Source organism: Kribbella sp. NBC_01505, assembly GCF_045040285.1.
Lineage (GTDB): Bacteria > Actinomycetota > Actinomycetes > Propionibacteriales > Kribbellaceae > Kribbella.
This window is the reverse complement of sequence record NZ_CP109425.1, coordinates 6,021,857-6,037,959: the sequence shown is the minus strand read 5'-3', so window position 1 is coordinate 6,037,959 and position 16,103 is coordinate 6,021,857. Positions and strand designations below refer to the sequence as shown.

The window sequence follows — 16,103 nt, the reverse complement described above, 5'->3', positions numbered from 1 at the left end:
CCCGGTCACCGCCAGATCTTGACGGTGACCGGGCGGCGAGGTTCGCCGAAGCGACCGTCCGAGGCGGCCGCTTCGAGTAATGCCCGCAGGTCGCGCTCGAAGTCGGGCAGGCGCGCACCGAACAGGTGCGGCGTCGAGCTGGAGAGCGACAGGACCGCCGACATCACCTCGTCGACCGTGCGGATGTCGACGACTCCGCCGCCGGTGACGATCTCCGTGGGCCCGGTGTAGCCGGCCGCCCGCATGACGTCGTCCTCACCACCCTTGGTGCCCCGCGGCAGGTCCCGCTCCTCCGAGCCGAGGTAGCGCGCCACGAGCTCGTCGATCGCGTCCCAGGGCGGGTTGTTCTCCCCCAGCTCACCGCGATGCGTCGACGTCCCGAGGTGCACCCAGGCACCGCCGGGCTCCAGCAGCTTGCGCATCAACTCGGCCACCAGAGGCTGATTCATCCAGTGGAAAGACTGGGCGAACGTGACCACTCGGAAGCGGCCGAGCTCCTCGGAGAGTTCCTCGGCCCGCCGCGTCAGCCAGGTGATCTTGCTGTCGGTCGCTTGTGCGGACGCTACAGCGATCATGTCGGCATCGGCGTCCACACCGACCGCCTCGGCGAACAGCGGTGCGAGGAGCCGCGTCACCGGCCCCGGACCACAGCCGACATCCAGCAACCTGCCAGTCCCGTCCAGGCCCAGCTCGGCCTTCAGAACCGCACCGATCGACGGCGGGTACGCCATCCGGCCGATGGCGTAGTGATTCGCGCTCCCGGCGTACAAGTTCGGGTCCCATTGCCAGTTCCACTCGGTCACCGCCAGAGGCTATCCGGGCCTCCGGACACGGCGCCATCGCGTTTCGATCGTTTGTCCCACCCGGAACTAACACCGTGAGGGTTCGTTGGATCGATTTTGCGACGTACGCTGGCGGGCAGTGTCTGATGCAGGGGGGAACTTGCTGATGAGTCGGCTGCGCCGTGCGCTGGTGTGGATTTCGGGGGCTTCGGCCGGGTTGGGTGCCGCGTTGGCGGCGACGATTCCGTTCGAGGATGTGGAACTGATCGACATCTCCCGAAGGGGAGGTACGCCGGGAGCCGTGCATGTCGCGGTGGATCTGGCTGATCCGGCATCGTGGCCGGTGGTCGCCACCGACTTCGGGCGGCGGATCAGCGACTTCAGTGGTGACGCGGTGGTGTTCATCCACAGTGCTGCGACGCTGACGCCGCTGGGTTCCGCGGATCGGGTGGACACCTCGCAGTACGCCCGGAACATCCTGCTCAACGCGGCCGCGCCTCAGGTGTTGGGGCAGGCGTTTCTGGCTGCGCTCGCGCGCGCGTCGTGTGAGCAGCACCTGATCATGGTGTCGTCCGGCGCCGCGAGCCGGCCGCACGAGGGTGAATCGAGTTACGGCGCTGGAAAGGCGGCTATCGACCAGTGGGTGCGGACAGTCGGCCTGGAGCAGGTACGTCGCGACCCCGGCTGCCGAGTGATCTCGGTGTCACCGGGTGCGGTCGATACCGAGATGCAGGCCGTGCTGCGCGCCAGCTCGGACGAGCAGGTGCCGGAGTCGCACCGGTTCCGACAACTCGAGGCGGACGGTCAGCTGGCCAAGCCGGAGGATGTCGCGCGGACGATCTGGTCGCTCCTGGATCGCGACCTGGCGAACGGCACCGTCCTGCACGTCCGCGACATCACTTGACGCGGCTGCGGCGGCGCTTGGGATTGCAGCCCTGGATCACTGGTATGCCGGGGACCGACTGCGGCTCCGGCGGGACGACAGGGCGGTCCGCGGACAGCGCCAGGATGCCGCGGTGCAGGAGCTGGTTGAACTTCGAGAGTGGATCCTCCGGGTCGCCGAGGATGTCCAGCGTCGGCACGATCACCGCCGAGACGTGCTGTTCGGTACTCGCGGCCTGCAGCAGCACGGCGAACCCGTCCGGATCGGTCAGCGCGTCATCGACGTGCACGGTCCCGAGGGTATGACCCTGGGCGCGCGCAGCCTCCGCGAGCATCTGTTGTTCAGTACCGATCTCGAGGTGGCGCAGTGAGCATCGCCTGTGCACGTAGCCCAGAGCGAGTGGCATCGGCCGAGTGATCATCATGGTCTAGTGGTCCGTGTTCGGAGTTGCTTGACAGTAGGCGGTGTTCAGGTGCGTGCATCGCGGTGGCGGAGAAGCCGCCTCGATGCTCTTTATCGTGGCGGTTTCTCCGGTGCCGCGAGGCGCGTGCCTGGGCGCCGCATACGTCAAGGAACTTCGGACACGGACCACTATTCACCCCCGTCAGGTGATTGCACCGACCGGGCCAGCCGGTGCACTTGCCGTCGCGTCGCCGGATACAGCTCGGCGTAGGTGCGGAACAACGTTTCGTAGGCGGCCGCGGTCGACGGGTCCGGGTGGACCACGTGGTCCAGCTCCGCCCAGTCGGTGTCCGGTGCGACCAGTCCGATCCCGATCGCGGCCAGCAGCGCATCGCCGTACGCGGCGCCGATCGCTTGCTTTGGTACTTGCTGTTCGAGGCCGCTCACATTGCTGACGATCTGCGTCCACAGTCCGCCCTGCGTGCCGCCTCCGACCGCTACTACTCGCGCAGGCTGGCCGGCGGCGGCTTCGAACTCCGCCACGATCTGCCGGACGCCACAGGCGATGCCTTCGTACGTCGCTCGGAGCAGGTGACCGCGGCCGTGTCGCAGTGTCAGTCCAGCGATCACACCGCGCGCCAGTGGGTCGTAGATCGGGGTGCGCTCGCCACTGAAGTACGGCAGCATCACCAACCCCTCACTGCCGGCTGGAACCGCCGCAGCCTCGCTGACCAGCGTCTCGAACGGCACTCCCCCGGTCAGGTCCTGCAACCAGGTGGTGATGATGCCCGAGGTCGCCATGCCTGCTGCCAGGGTGTGTGAGGCCTGCTCGACACCGGAGGTGGTCCACAGACCGCGCACACTCGTCGGTGCGGTCAGCACCTGCACGAAGAACATCGTCGAGCCGTACATGAGCATCAGATCGCCAGGCTTCCGGACACCGACACTGAAGGCCTCTGCCCACGCGTCGACCGTGCCTGCGACGACCGGTGTGCCCTCGGCCAGCCCAGTCGCGGTGGCGGCGGCCTGATGCACGATGCCGACCTGCTCAGCCGGCCACACCAGCCGCGGCAACGCCAGACCGGGCAGCACAGCCTCTACCCAGTCGGTTGCCCACGTCTGCTGGGTGATGTCGTAGAAGGGGTCGCACTGGCTGGCGGTGTGGTGATCCAGAACCCACTCACCGGTCAGCTGCGCGACGACGTACGTGTGGGCGCTGAACCACTGGTCCTGCGGTCGCCAGTCCGGACCCTCCGTACGACGCAACCACGCCAGCTTCGGACCGATCGCCTGACTGGACAGGTCCTTGCCGCAGCGGACCAGGATCGCATCCGCGCCGAGCTGGTTGGTGATCTCGTCGATCTCGACGGTCGCACGGGTGTCGACGCCGTACAGGATGGCTTCGCGGCGTGGCTTCAGGTTGTCGTCGGTCTGGACCACGCAGGGACCGAGTCCGGAGACGCAGACCGCGGCGATCCGCTTGTCCGGGTGTGCGCTGGTGAGCTCACGCAGCACCTCGACCACGTCGCCCCACCAGTCCCGCTCCGCGTCCATCTCGGCCCAGCCCGGCTGCGGGAACGTCGGTGCATGATCGCGCCGCGCCATCGCCACCACGACGCCGTCGGGGGTGGTCAGCACAGCTTTGGTGCTCCCCGTCCCGATGTCGACGCCGATGAGGTGACTCATGCGGTCACTCTCCGGCGCGGGAGCAGGCCGGACAAGGCAGTTCCCCAGGTGTTCAGCAACACCATGGTTACCAGCAACAAGCCTTGGCAGATGTTCACCACATGCGAACTGACGCTCAAGGACAGCAGTCCGGCGCCGAGCAACTGCATCGCGATTGCTGCGATCACTACACCGGCGACAGTCAGGTAACCGCCTTCCGGATCCACTCCGGCCAGTACGGCGATCACGACGGCCAGGAGCACGTAGGACGAGCCATAGTCCGAGTTCGCGCCGCCAGCTCGGGCGGAGATGATCAGACCGGCCACACCGCCGAGCGCACCGCTCATCACGTACGTCGCGAGCAGCACTCGGGCCCTACGGATGCCACTGAAGTCAGCAGCCGTCGGATTGGCGCCGACCAGACGCATCCGGAAGCCCAGTGGGGTCTTGGCGACCACAACGCCGATGATGACGGCAACGATCAGCATGACCCAGAAGATCAGCGGTACGCCGGCCACTGTGAGCAAGGCGATCCGGGTGAACGACTCCGGCAGTCCCTTGACCACTGTCCCACTGGACGCGACCAGTGCGAGTCCAGAGAACAGCTGTCCGGTCGCAAGCGTGGCGAGGATCGGCGGCACGTGCTTGTAGCCGACCAGTAGTCCGTTGACCGCACCACAGGCCAGTGCGACACCGATACCCGCCAGCATCGCCAGTCCGGGCGACTGGTGACCGTTGGTCATGATCAGTGCGGCCACTACGCCAGACAGGTTCGCGATCGACACCACGGACAGGTCGATTCCGGCGGTCAGCATCGTCAGAGCCATTGCCAGGCTGAGGATTGCCACCTCGGGTGACGCCAATTCGACGTACTGGAGATTCTGGCCGCTCAGGAAGACGGTCGGGTTCAGGATGCCGAACACGACGACGATCCCGACCGCGACGACCAGGAGGCGGATGAAGCTGGCACGGCCGCCCATGGTGAGCAGCAGCTTGCGGAAGCGTTCAGGCATTGGTCACCTCCGGCGCCGGTGCGTCCAGGATCGGCCGGATCCGTTGCCTGCGGCTGATCGCGGTCTGCAGCAGGATGCCGCCGATCAGCAGCGCGCCGACCGCCGCGCGCTGCCAGATGGTCGGGATGCCGAGCGGTACCAGCGAGGCGGTCACCAGGGAGATCAGCAGTACGCCGAGCACCGCACCGCGGACCGTGCCTTTGCCACCGGCGATCGCGACGCCGCCGAGGACCACCGCGGCGAGCGTGTCCAGCTCGCGGCCCATGAAGGTGGTCGGATCGGCGCGACCGCTCAACGTGACCGAGATGATCCCGGCCAGCCCGGCGACCGCACCGGCGATCGCGAACACCAGCACCCGCGTCCGCGGTACCGAGATCGCTGCCCTCGAGGCCGCCTCCGCGTCACCGCCGACCGCGAACACACTGCGGCCCGCGATCGTGAAGCGCAGGAACGCCCACACCAGCACGCACACCACGAGCACGACCAGGATCAGCACGTTGAGGCTGGTGGTCCCTCGAACCTCGCCTTTCACAGTGATCAGGTGCGTGCTGCCGAGCGTCTGCAGCGGCTGCGGCAGGGTCGAGATCACCTCACCGCCGACGAGCGCGAACATCGCCCCGAGGTAGATCGAGCTGGTCGCCAGGGTCGCGATCAGGACCGACGTCCGGGCCACGATCACCACGGCCGCGTTGATCAGACCGAGGCCGAGGCCGATCGCCGTACTGATCGCGAAGACCAGGATCGCGCCGAGCGCGCCACCACCTTGCGGACCCCACTTGACCGTCGCGTAGGCGGAAAGGATGCCGACGGCAAGGAATGAGACATCGATCCCGCCGGAGACCACAACCAGCATCACGCCGACCGCGAACAGCATCCCGACCATCGACGCGGTGAGCACGTTGAACAGCGTCTGCAGGCCGAAGAAGTCCGGGAACTTCAGACTCACCGCGAGCACCAGCAGCGCCATCAGGCCGACCAGCAACAGCTCCTGGTTCGCGATCACTCGCCTCATGACGCCGTCACCGCCGCGACCACCGTGTCTTCGCGCAGCTCGTCGCCGCTGAGTTCGTGCACGATCCGGCCGCTGCGGACGACCAGCACGCGGTGACACATCGAGATCAGTTCGGGTACGTCGTCGCTGATGATCAGCACGCCGAGGCCTTGCAGGGACTGGGCGTTGAGCACGCCGAGGATGTCGAACTTGCTGCCGACGTCGACACCGACGGTCGGTCCGTTCAGGATCAGCACCTTCGGCTCGCCGACCAGCCACTTGCCGAGCAGCACGCGCTGCGCGTTACCGCCGGAGAGCGAGCGGACCGGATCGGTCAGCTTGCCGAGCTTGATCCGCAGGTCGCGGACGACGCGGGTCTTCCGTCGTTCGATCGCTTCGGACCGGAGGAAGCCGCGTCGGGCCGGGAGGTGGGTCGCGACGATGTTGTCGCCGATCGGCTGGTCGAGAAAGAGGCCCTGGGTCAACCGGTCCTCGGGCACGTATCCGATGCCGGCCTTGACCGCATCGGCGAGTGCGTCGATCTGCACCGGCTTGCCGAGCACCTCGATCGTGCCGGTCTGCGCGGGCCGGACGCCACAGATCGCCTCGGCGATCTCAGTCCGCCCGGAACCCAACAGGCCGGCCAGGCCGACGATCTCGCCTTGGCCGATCTCCAGATCCACATCCGCGAACAAGGGGTCGCGGCCGAGGCCGCTCACCTTGAGAGCAGGCGCGCGGCCCTTGTTCCTGGGTGCGACCCGGTCGAAGCTCTGGCTGCCACGGCCGGTCATCGTCTCGGCCAACGACGCGTGGGTGAACTCGTCCGGCCGACCACTCGTCACAACCGCGCCATTACGCAGTACCGTGACGCGCTCGGCGATCGAGAAGATCTCCTGCATCTTGTGTGAGATGAACGCGAGCGCGACCCCGGCCTCCTTCAGCCGGCCGACCGCCGCGAACAGCGCGTCCACCTCTTTCCACGTGAGCGCGGTCGTCGGCTCGTCCATCGCGATGAACGAGGCCTCGTGCGCGAGCGCCCGCGCGATCGCGGTCAGCTGCCGCTCCGCGACGGTCAGCTCGCCGACCGGGATGTCCAGCTCGATCTCCACCCCGAGCCGTACGACGGCCCGCTCCGCCAGAATGCGGGCCGCCGTACGGGAATAGAGGCGCCGGCCACCGGCCACCGACCCGGGCAGGGCGATGTTCTCGGCGGCGGTGAGATTCGGCATCAGGCTGAAGTCCTGGTAGATGACCTCGATCCCGGCCGAGAGGGCTTGCCGCGGCGTGAGGTGGTCGTACGTCGTACCGGCCACGACCACCTGACCGGACGTCGGGCGGTAGGCGCCGCTGATCACCTTCAGCAGCGTGGACTTGCCGCAGCCGTTCTCCCCCACGATGCAGTGCACCTCGCCGGGCCGGAACGCGACGCTGACGTCTGTCAGGGCCTGCACGCCTCCGAAGCGCTTGGAGACGCCGACCGCTTCGACGATGGGTGCTGGCATCTGTGCCCGTTCAGAAGTCGTAGTTGCCGACGTCGGCCTTGGTGAGCTTGAGCTGGGCGTTCCCGAGGAACACCTTGGGGTTCTGGGGTGAGACCGCGAGCTTCTCGTAGCCCTTCACGCCCAGGTCGGTGCCCGCGGCGAGTTGCTTGCCTTCAACAATTAACTTGGCGGCGCTCAGCATCGCCTCGCCGGCCAGCTGCGGATCCCACAGGTAGATCGCGTCGATCGATCCGTCGGCGACGAACGCCTTGGTCTGCGACGGTACGCCGGTGCCGAACACGCAGGTGTCGTTCTGCAGTCCGGCCTCCTTGATCGCGCGAGCGATGCCCGGGACGTCCTCGGACGATCCGCCCTGGAACCCGGCGAGCTTCGGATGGGCCTGGAGCAGTTCCTTGGCCTTGCGGTACGCCTGGTCGCCGTTGTTGTTCGACTCGACCGGTGCGCTCACCCGCTTCATCCCGGGGAACTTCTGCTGCTGCAGCTCGTACCCGGCGGTCGCCCAGGCCATGTGCGTCGCGGCGGTCAGCGTGCCGACGAACTGGACGTACTCGCCGCTGCCCTTCATGCAGGCGGCCAGGTCGCCCATGATCGTCTGGCCGTACGTCGTGTTGTCGAACGCCTCGATGTCCGCGTCGACGTCGGTGAGCGCGGGCGCCTCGTGGGTGACGACCTTGATGCCGGCCGCGCGGGCCTGCTTGATCACCGGGATCACCGAGCTCGGGTCCGACGGCACGATCGCCAGCGCCGCGGGCTTCTGCGCGATCAGGCCCTGGATCAGGCTGACCTGCTGCTCGGGGCTGTTCGTCGAGGGGCCGGTCTGGGTCGCGGTCACCTTGGCGGTGCTCGCGAACTCCTTGACGCCCTGGTTCATCCGGTCGAACCAGGCGATACCGGTCAGCTTCACGACGTTGATGTAGGCGCCGCCCGCACTGGATGAGGAGGAGGGGTTTCCGGCGGGCGGCGCCGTCTTGCTCTGATCCACCGTGCCGCAGCCGGCGAGCATCGCGATCAGTACAACGGCGGGCACTACCCGTGACGGCCTCAACATGCGAAACTCCTCCTGACGCGGTGGTAAACCAGCGCTTGTTTGTCCGCACGTTTCCGCACGAACTTCTGCACGAATTCGTGCAGTGTGCCTCACTCTGGCGGCTGGTTCTGGTCTATGTCAATGGTTGAGTGACGACCCGATTCCGGGCAGTTGCGACCTTACGGCCTGGTGACCGATGGTTTACAGTCGTGCACCAAAGCGTGAGGGTGTTGTGGAGCTCCAGGCCGTAGCGAGGAGGTGCTCGGTGCGGTAGCTCGGTGCGCGGGAGTGATGGGTTAGATGCGGAGCATCTTGCCTATCGCGCCCGTGCGGCCAGGTGCCGTGCCGAGTGCCCCGCAGTAGGTCTGGAGCTCCACAACACCCTCTGAGGGAGGCGACGGATGCGGTTACGGCTGAACACGCGTCAGCGGGCGATCCTCCGTGAGGTCGAGGGCCGCGAGTACGTCGAGGTCAAGGATCTCGCGCACCGGCTCGACGTCGACGTCTCGACGATCCGCCGCGACCTGCAAGGCCTTGTCCGCGACGACCTGGTCGAGCGCCTGCACGGCGGCGTCCGGCGCCGGACCGTCGACAGCCCGCCGGTCGCCCTGAGCAGCGCCCCGGACGGCGGCGTCGACGCGATCGCGCACACCGCCCGCCGGATGGTCCGCAACGGCGACCGGATCGCCCTCGGCGCCGGCGTCTGCATCGACCGCCTGGTCGGCACCCTGTTCGACGTCGAGGACCTCACGGTCGTCACCACCGACCTTCAGTCCGCCGAACGCCTCAGCCGCCAGCCCAACATCCGCGTCGTCATCGCCGGCGGCGAGCTCCGCGACGCCCCCGGCTCCACCGTCGTCTCCGGCGCCGCCACCGCCGAGTTCCTCGCCGCCCAGCAAGCCGACTGGGTCTTCCTCGAGGTCGACGGCATCCACCCCTTCGCCGGCGTCACCACCTCCCACACCTGGCACGTCTCCACCGCCAGAGCCCTCCTGTCAGCCGGCGACCGCCGAGTAGGCCTCGCCCGCTCCCAAGCCTTCGGCGCCCGCTGCGTCGGCTTCATAGCCGAAGCCTCCGAGCTGGACCTGGTCATCACCGACGACCGCCTCACCGACGCCGAGCTCCCCGCCTTCGCCGGCCGCATAGTCCGCGCCTCCCTCGACCCCACCGACGACTGGCGCACCGAACACCCACCCACCTACCACACACCCCGCCGCCTCTAACCCGCCCGCCTCGAGGCCGGCCCCGCGCCACCACTGGCGGCCGGAGACAAGAAGTCGGGGCCGGAGACCTATGGCAACAGGTCCCCGGCAACCACAAGGTGTCTCACGCCACAACTGGTGGCGCGAGACCAAGGGTCGGTCCAACGGCCCTGCGCCGACCTCAACCGCAGGCCGTCAGCCCAGACGACGGGCTACAGCCGAGGCCGGTGCAGCGGTCGGCGGACACAACTCCGGGGTCGAGACACCCGGCAGGGGGCTTGCACAGGTCATACCTTGTTCACGGCCACCGGTTCTTGTTCACGCCCACGGGTTCTGCACCGGCATCGCAACCCGCGACACAACTCCGGGGTCAAGACACCCGGCAGGGGGCTTGCACAGGTCATGCCTTGTTCACGCCCACCGGTTCTTGTTCACGCCCACCGGTTCTGCACCGGCATCGCGACCCGCGACACAACTCCGGGGTTAAGACACCCGGCAGGGGGCTTGCACAGGTCATACCTTGTTCACGCCCACCGGTTCTGCACCGGCATCGCGACCCGCGACACAACTCCGGGGTCGAGACACCCGGCAGGGGGCTTGCACAGGTCATACCTTGTTCACGCCCACCGGTTCTTGTTCACGGCCACGGGTTGTGCACCGGGATGGCGACGGGGAGTGCGGGGGCTAGTCGGTGATGGCTCGGGATAGGTAGACGGCGGTGATGAAGGTGCGGAAGACGGTGAGGGGGTCTTCGTGGTGGATGGTTATGGAGGTTTCAGACTGGCGGGTTGTGTTGCGGAGGGCTTCGGCCAGGTCGGCGTGGGCTTGGGTGTGGAAGCGGACGGTTAGCTCGGCAGCGCCGGAGAGGGTTGTTGCGGTGGTGAGGTTTTCCAGGGCTCGTTGGGCGCCGTCTTGGATGAGGTCGCGGGCTCGGGCCGGGTGGATGGAGAGCGCCGCGTTGTGGGAGATGGATTGCTTGACGACCACTCCCTCGGCATCGGGGCAGAAGGGGCGGGCCTCGTCGATGGTGACCTGGTCGCCGGTGATCAGGACGATCGGTACGCCGTAGGCCTGCGCGACCAGCGCGTTGACCGCGGCTTCGCCGGCGATGGTGCCGTTCAGGCGGACCTCGGCGATCGCTCGTGGGTTGTAGGTGTGGTGGAGGACGGACGACGTCGCTCCGGCCGAGCCGTGGTACGAGATGAAGAAGATCGCGTCGAACGAGCTGTCGAGGCCCTGCATCATGTAGAGCGGCTTGTGCCGGCCGGACAGGTAGCTCGCTTGCCCGTGCAGTTCGTCCGGGCGGAGGTTCTGCATCGTGGAGTGCGAGTCGTTCACCAGGAACTCGGTCGGCCCGGCCTCCAGCGCGCCGTCGATCGCCGCGTTCACCTCAGCCTGCAACTGACCTCGGTAGTACTCGTACTCCGTGCTCGGCGCCCGGCACTGCGACCAGTCGACGACCCCGGCCGTACCCTCCATGTCCGTCGACAGGAACACCTTCATCAGCAGACCGTCGCGGTCGCGACCTCAAGCGCCTGGCGGTGCAGGCGGTCCAGGTGGATTCCGGCGGGGATTGTTGCGAGCAGCAACGAGATGTCGCAGCGAGGGCCGGAGCGGAGGTGGTCGACCGTGACGAGCTCGGCGAGCAGGTCGACCGTGAGCTGGTCGAGTTGCTTGCGGACCGCATCGAGATCCGGGCCGGTTGTCGGCGCCGACGCCGGGTGCGCGGCCCAGTGCGCGAGCAGACCGCGCTGCACGACCTTGCTGGCGTCGATCTGCGCCTGGAAGAACGCGGCGGTCTCGTCGGGGTCGATCCCCAGCCGTACGGCGGACGCGCGGACCGAGACCAGGATCTGCTGCTCACGGACCGGGTCGTCGACCGGCTTCCCACTGAAGAACTTCGACGCGGCAACGTCATCGCCGACGTTGATCCGCCGTACGACGAGGTCGGTCAGCTGCTCGAACCCGACCCGCGACGGCACGGTCGCGACAGAGGTCGAGGTCGAGGTCGAACTGGGCTCGGCGAACGCGGGTGTCACCATCTGCCCCCCGCCGATGATCGCCGCCACCAAAAGCACTCGCCCGACCAGTCGCATCCGTGCCTCCACCGTTGAGCCCAGCTGACCCCATCGACCCTACGCGGCCGCTGGGGTGGCGAATTGGGTGGCGTGCAGTTCGGAGTACAGACCACCGGCGGCAAGCAGTTCGTCATGCGTGCCGTGTTCACGGATCTGACCGTCGTCGAGGACGAGAATCTGGTCCGCATTACGGATCGTCGACAACCGGTGCGCGATGACGAGCGAGGTCCGCCCGGCGAGCGCGTTGGCCAGAGCAGCCTGTACGGCGGCCTCCGATTCCGAGTCGAGGTGAGCCGTGGCCTCGTCGAGGATGACGATCGACGGCGACTTCAGCAGCAGGCGGGCAATCGCCAGCCGCTGCCTTTCACCACCGGACAACCGGTACCCGCGATCACCGACCACCGTGTCGAGACCATCGGGCAGACTGTCGACCAGGTTGGCGATCTGGGCCGCTTCGAGCGCCTCGTGCAGTTCGGTCTCGGTCGCCTCGGGACGGGCCAGCAGCAGGTTCGACCGGATCGTGTCGTGGTACATGTGCGAGTCCTGCGTGACCACGCCGATCACGTCACGGAGCGAGCGCTGCGTGACCTCGCGGACGTCGTGCCCGCCGATCAGGATCGCGCCCCCGGTGACGTCGTACATGCGGGAGACCAGCGAGGCGAGCGTGGTCTTGCCGGCACCGGACGGGCCGACGACGGCGATCATCTCGCCGGGACGGACCGAGAAGCTGACGCCCTTGAGCACCTCTTCACCGGTCTCGGCGGACAGCGTCGCCACCGATTCGAGTGAGGCGAGTGAGACCTCGGCCGCGGACGGATAGTGGAACCGGACCTGCTCGAATTCGATCGACGGCTCGACCTCCGGCGGGAGCTCCTTCGCGTCCTTGCTGTCAGCAACCATCGGCGGCAGGTCGAGGACCTCGAGCACCCGCTCGAAGCTGACCAGCGTGGTCATCACGTCGACCTGGACATTCGAGAGTGCGGTCAGCGGACCGTAGAGCCGGGTCAGATAGGCGGTCAGGGCAACAACCGTGCCGATCCCGAGCGCGCCCTGGACCGAGAACACCCCGCCGACGCCATAGACGAGAGCGACCGCGAGCGCTGCGACCAGAGTGAGCGAGACCCGGAAGATTCCGGCGTACATGGAGGTGGTGACGCCGATGTCGCGGACCCGTGCGGCCCGGTCGGCGAACTCCTTCGAGGAGTCTTCCGTGCGGCCGAAGACCTTGGACAGTACGGCGCCGGCCACGTTGAACCGCTCGGTCATCGTCTGCGCCATGGTCGCGTTCAGCCGATATGTCTCGGCCGTTGCCTCGCGCAAGCGACCGGCCATCAGCCGGGCCGGGAGGATGAAGAGCGGCAGCAGCACCAGCGCGAGCAGAGTGATCTTCCACGACATCACGAACATCGCGGCCAGCACCAGCGTGACGCTGAGGACGTTGCTCACGACGTTCGACAAAGTTGAGGTGAACGCCTGCTGCGCCCCGAGGACGTCACCGTTCAGGCGTTGGATGAGCGCACCGGTCTGGGTGCGGCTGAAGAAGGCGACCGGCATCTGCTGCACGTGGTCGAAGACGGAGGTGCGCAGGTCGTAGACGAGTCCTTCGCCGATCCGCGCGGAGAACCAGCGCTGGGCCAGCGTGACCGCACTGCTGACGACGGCCAGCAACGCGACGACGAGCGCGAGCCAGATGACCAGCGCAGTGTTCTTGGGGACGATGCCGCGGTCGATGATCGCGCGATACAGCAACGGGGTCGCCGCACCCGTGCTCGCGTCGATCGCGACCAGGACCAGGAAGGCCGCCAGATAGCGGCGATAGGGAACAGCGAACCCGGCGATGCGGCGCAGGGTGCCCGCGGACAGTTTGTGGTGCCGGACGGAGGAGTCCTTCAGCAGCGAGCGCATCGCCCGCCCGCCACCGCCTCCCGCACCCGGGATTCCAGACATCTGTGACATTGAGGCCCTTCGGTTTCAGGATCAGATATGCTGAGGTTACCTCACTATGAGGCAACCTCACAAGCCCGCTGCCGATAGGCTCGCCCCGTGAACGCGTCCGACAACACCGCGGAACAGATCGCCGCCCGGATGGACGCCGTCATCCGCCGGCAGCGCCGCGCCGCCCGGGACGACGTCGAAGGCCTGACCCACGGCCGCTTCCGCGTCCTGCGCACCCTCGACCAGGCCGCCCGCCCGCTCCGCCTCAGCGAGCTCGCCACCCAGCTCGGCATCGTCCCCCGCTCCGCCACCTCGGTCGTCGACGACCTCGAAGCCGGCGGCCTCCTCGCCCGCCAGCCCGACCCCCACGACCGCCGGGCCACCCTGGTCGCCCTCACCCCCGCCGGCACCGACCTGCTCACCACCGTGCGCCACAAGCGCCGCGACGCGATGGTCACCCTCCTCGACCGCCTCACCCCCGCCGAGCAGACCACGCTGCTAGGCCTTCTGAACCGCCTCGCCGACGACTGACACCTCCCCGACGTCCGGTACGGCGATCGCTAGCATCCGACTGTGTTGAGCGTTCGCTTGGACGGCGCCACGCGAGTACTGCTCGCAGTGGCCGGTGTCGTGCTGTTGCTGGTGCTGTGGATTCCGAGCACCACCGACCCCCAGATCATCCAGGCGCTCGTGGGCTGGGATGTTCTGGGGCTCGTGTTTCTGAGTCGGCAGGTCTGGATCATGCGGCGCGGCCGGGCTGCGGCCGATGCCGAGGTGGCGCCGAAATGGTTGCTTCCGGCAAGATTTGTGCGACTGCGGTTCGGGGCGCTGCTCGTGGCCAGTGCGGCCGGACTGGCGAGTGGCAAGCTGATCGTGCTGGTGGACACGATCGACGAGGGTGATTCGTGGAACCTTTGGACGATTCGGCTGCTGGCGGCGGCGACCGTCGTACTGGCTTGGCTGATTCTGCATCTCGGGTACGCGATGCACTACGCGAACATCTACTTCGGCAACGGACAAGGCATCACGTTCCCGGGCACGCAGACGCCGAACTTCCTCGACTTCGCGTACTTCGCCTTCACGATCGGCGCGACGTTCGCGACCTCTGACGTGGAGATCACCAACCGGCGGGTGCGGCACGCGGTGATCTGGCACTCGGTGATGTCGTTCTTCTACAACGCCGCCGTCCTCGGGATCGCGATCGGCGCCTTCACCGGGAAGTAGCGTCGCGGGCCGCGAGGTGTTCGCGCCATTCCTCCATGGCCTGCTGGAGTTTCTCGCTCACGAGCATCACGAGCTCGGCCGAGGATTCGAAGCGCAGACCGGCCGGGGTGGTGGCGCCGAGGACCTGGGCCGCGCGCCGCGACGAGGCGGCGAGGGCCTCGTTCATCTGGACGGACGCGATCAGGTTGCGCAGCCAGATCTCGTCGTCGATGACGTAGCGCTCGCGGCGTTCGCCGGGGTCGCGTTCGCGGCGCAGCATCCCTTGCTGCTCAAGGAAAGCAATCGCGTGCGAGATGGACGCCGGGCTGACACGTAGCCGCTGAACCAGATCAGCGGCGGTGAGACTGCCAGAGTCCGTAATGTTCAAGCAGGTAAGGACTCTGGCCTCCATCCGAGGCAAGCCCTGCTGAACCAACAGCTCGGTGAACGAATCCGCCAACTCCTGTACGGCGGCCGGATCGCGGCCGTGACTGTCATCGACGATCGGCGGCGCGGGCGGCTCCTCCGCCTTCTGCCGGCGGGCGCGCTGCCGCGTGTCCTCCTCGGCGCGATCCGCCTGATAACCGTCGGGCCCGCCGTTCCGGGTGACCTCGCGCATCACGGTCGAGGCGGGCCGGTCCAGCCGTCGCCCGATCTCGGCGTACCCGAGTCCTTCGGTCAGCCAACCGGCGATCTGCCGACGGTCCTCGGTGGTGAGTCTGCCTCCGGGCATCGGGCCTGGCCTCCTGATCCGGTCGCGCCGGTCTGGTCGCGACGCTGCCCAGTATGCATTCACCGCGATCTCATTGCAAAGCCCGGCATTGCATTCACTCTCAGCTTCATTGCAATGCAGGCCATATTCGCGCTCAGACACGCCGAAATTGCGTGTTGACGGATCTATAAACGCAACGTACGGTTCTTCTTGTTCAGAAGTTGCCAAACGAACCGAACGCAAGGATTTCATCATGACGATCACCCTCAACGACCAGGACAAGTCCACTCTGCGCATCGCGGCGTACGGCGCCGTCTCGCTGCTCGCCGCGGCCGGTGACAAGCCGCACAAGATCGCCACCAACGGCACCATGGCGCTGACCTCGGCCACCGGCGTCGTCGGTCACGTCCTCAACGAGAAGCGCGGCAGCATCCCCCTCAAGGGAAAGAACACCGCCGAGATGGCCGACCAGGTCCTCCCGGCCCTGGCCGACGCCGTCGCCCTCCTCGAGGCCCAGTCCCCCGCCGAGGCGGAGAACTTCCGCACCACCATCACCATCGCCCTCGAGGCGGCCCAGCTCCACCAGTCCACCCCGTCCCCCACCCTCACCGAGATGACCCGCAAAATCACCGAGTCCCTCGCCTGATCCCCAACCCGGCGGCCCACCTTTGGGCACGAACGCCAACTTTGAGAACCCACCAACCATTT

Annotated in this window: 16 protein-coding genes; 5 read left to right on the top strand and 11 right to left on the bottom strand. The window is 67.4% G+C overall.

The genetic code is table 11. The features are described 5' to 3' along the window. Positions 1 to 5: 5 nt before the first annotated feature. Positions 6 to 803: a class I SAM-dependent methyltransferase gene (locus OG474_RS28545; RefSeq protein ID WP_405056671.1), complete on the bottom strand. Its 798-nt coding sequence runs from the start codon at positions 801 to 803 to the stop codon at positions 6 to 8. A 118-nt stretch (positions 804 to 921) separates the two neighbouring features. On the opposite strand from OG474_RS28545, the gene OG474_RS28540 reads away from it, so the two are divergent. Next, positions 922 to 1,686: an SDR family oxidoreductase gene (locus OG474_RS28540; protein ID WP_405056670.1), complete on the top strand. Its 765-nt coding sequence runs from the start codon at positions 922 to 924 to the stop codon at positions 1,684 to 1,686. On the opposite strand, the gene OG474_RS28535 is transcribed toward OG474_RS28540, so the two are convergent. From OG474_RS28535 to OG474_RS28510, 6 genes are all read right to left on the bottom strand, one after another. Beyond that, on the bottom strand, positions 1,679 to 2,071 hold the full coding sequence (locus OG474_RS28535; protein ID WP_405056669.1) for a hypothetical protein: 393 nt from the start codon (positions 2,069 to 2,071) through the stop codon (positions 1,679 to 1,681). The genes OG474_RS28540 and OG474_RS28535 overlap by 8 nt on opposite strands. Before the next feature lie 185 nt (positions 2,072 to 2,256). After that, complete coding sequence (locus OG474_RS28530; RefSeq protein ID WP_405056668.1) at positions 2,257 to 3,753, bottom strand: FGGY-family carbohydrate kinase; 1,497 nt, start codon at positions 3,751 to 3,753, stop codon at positions 2,257 to 2,259. Next, a complete protein-coding gene (locus OG474_RS28525) occupies positions 3,750 to 4,745 on the bottom strand; it encodes an ABC transporter permease (RefSeq protein ID WP_405056667.1) in 996 nt (331 codons plus the stop codon). The genes OG474_RS28530 and OG474_RS28525 overlap by 4 nt, the downstream gene beginning before the upstream one ends. Further along, positions 4,738 to 5,757 (bottom strand): ABC transporter permease, encoded by a 1,020-nt coding sequence (locus OG474_RS28520; protein WP_405056666.1) that lies wholly within the window; start codon positions 5,755 to 5,757, stop codon positions 4,738 to 4,740. The genes OG474_RS28525 and OG474_RS28520 overlap by 8 nt, the downstream gene beginning before the upstream one ends. After that, entirely contained in the window at positions 5,754 to 7,238 is a 1,485-nt protein-coding gene (locus OG474_RS28515; RefSeq protein WP_405056665.1) for a sugar ABC transporter ATP-binding protein, read from the bottom strand. The genes OG474_RS28520 and OG474_RS28515 overlap by 4 nt, the downstream gene beginning before the upstream one ends. A gap of 10 nt (positions 7,239 to 7,248) precedes the next feature. After that, complete coding sequence (locus tag OG474_RS28510) at positions 7,249 to 8,286, bottom strand: autoinducer 2 ABC transporter substrate-binding protein (RefSeq protein WP_405056664.1); 1,038 nt, start codon at positions 8,284 to 8,286, stop codon at positions 7,249 to 7,251. A 380-nt stretch (positions 8,287 to 8,666) separates the two neighbouring features. Between OG474_RS28510 and OG474_RS28505 the strand changes: the two genes are divergently transcribed. After that, positions 8,667 to 9,488, top strand: coding sequence for a DeoR/GlpR family DNA-binding transcription regulator (locus OG474_RS28505; protein WP_405056663.1), 822 nt, complete (start codon positions 8,667 to 8,669; stop codon positions 9,486 to 9,488). Between the two features lie 663 nt (positions 9,489 to 10,151). On the opposite strand, the gene OG474_RS28500 is transcribed toward OG474_RS28505, so the two are convergent. The 3 genes from OG474_RS28500 to OG474_RS28490 are packed head-to-tail and all read right to left on the bottom strand — an operon-like array spanning position 10,152 to position 13,492. Beyond that, positions 10,152 to 10,970, bottom strand: coding sequence for a M55 family metallopeptidase (locus OG474_RS28500; protein ID WP_405056662.1), 819 nt, complete (start codon positions 10,968 to 10,970; stop codon positions 10,152 to 10,154). Continuing rightward, on the bottom strand, positions 10,970 to 11,563 hold the full coding sequence (aroQ, locus tag OG474_RS28495) for a gamma subclass chorismate mutase AroQ (RefSeq protein WP_405056661.1): 594 nt from the start codon (positions 11,561 to 11,563) through the stop codon (positions 10,970 to 10,972). Before aroQ ends, OG474_RS28500 begins: the two co-directional genes overlap by 1 nt. A 39-nt stretch (positions 11,564 to 11,602) precedes the next feature. Beyond that, complete coding sequence (locus OG474_RS28490; protein ID WP_405056660.1) at positions 11,603 to 13,492, bottom strand: ABC transporter ATP-binding protein; 1,890 nt, start codon at positions 13,490 to 13,492, stop codon at positions 11,603 to 11,605. 96 nt (positions 13,493 to 13,588) lie between these two features. Here OG474_RS28490 and OG474_RS28485 point away from each other — a divergent pair, with 96 nt between their 5' ends. Continuing rightward, positions 13,589 to 14,011 carry a MarR family winged helix-turn-helix transcriptional regulator gene (locus OG474_RS28485; RefSeq protein ID WP_405056659.1) on the top strand — a complete coding sequence of 141 codons (423 nt, stop codon included), beginning with the start codon at positions 13,589 to 13,591 and terminating at the stop codon, positions 14,009 to 14,011. Positions 14,012 to 14,053: 42 nt separating this feature from the next. Next, on the top strand, positions 14,054 to 14,704 hold the full coding sequence (locus OG474_RS28480) for a DUF1345 domain-containing protein (RefSeq protein ID WP_405056658.1): 651 nt from the start codon (positions 14,054 to 14,056) through the stop codon (positions 14,702 to 14,704). Here the strand turns inward: OG474_RS28480 and OG474_RS28475 are convergent. Then, positions 14,691 to 15,650 carry a helix-turn-helix domain-containing protein gene (locus tag OG474_RS28475; RefSeq protein ID WP_405056657.1) on the bottom strand — a complete coding sequence of 320 codons (960 nt, stop codon included), beginning with the start codon at positions 15,648 to 15,650 and terminating at the stop codon, positions 14,691 to 14,693. The genes OG474_RS28480 and OG474_RS28475 overlap by 14 nt on opposite strands. Here OG474_RS28475 and OG474_RS28470 point away from each other — a divergent pair. Then, a complete protein-coding gene (locus tag OG474_RS28470; protein WP_405056656.1) occupies positions 15,649 to 16,041 on the top strand; it encodes a hypothetical protein in 393 nt (130 codons plus the stop codon). The two genes, OG474_RS28475 and OG474_RS28470, sit on opposite strands and share 2 nt — an antisense overlap. Positions 16,042 to 16,103: the final 62 nt, after the last annotated feature.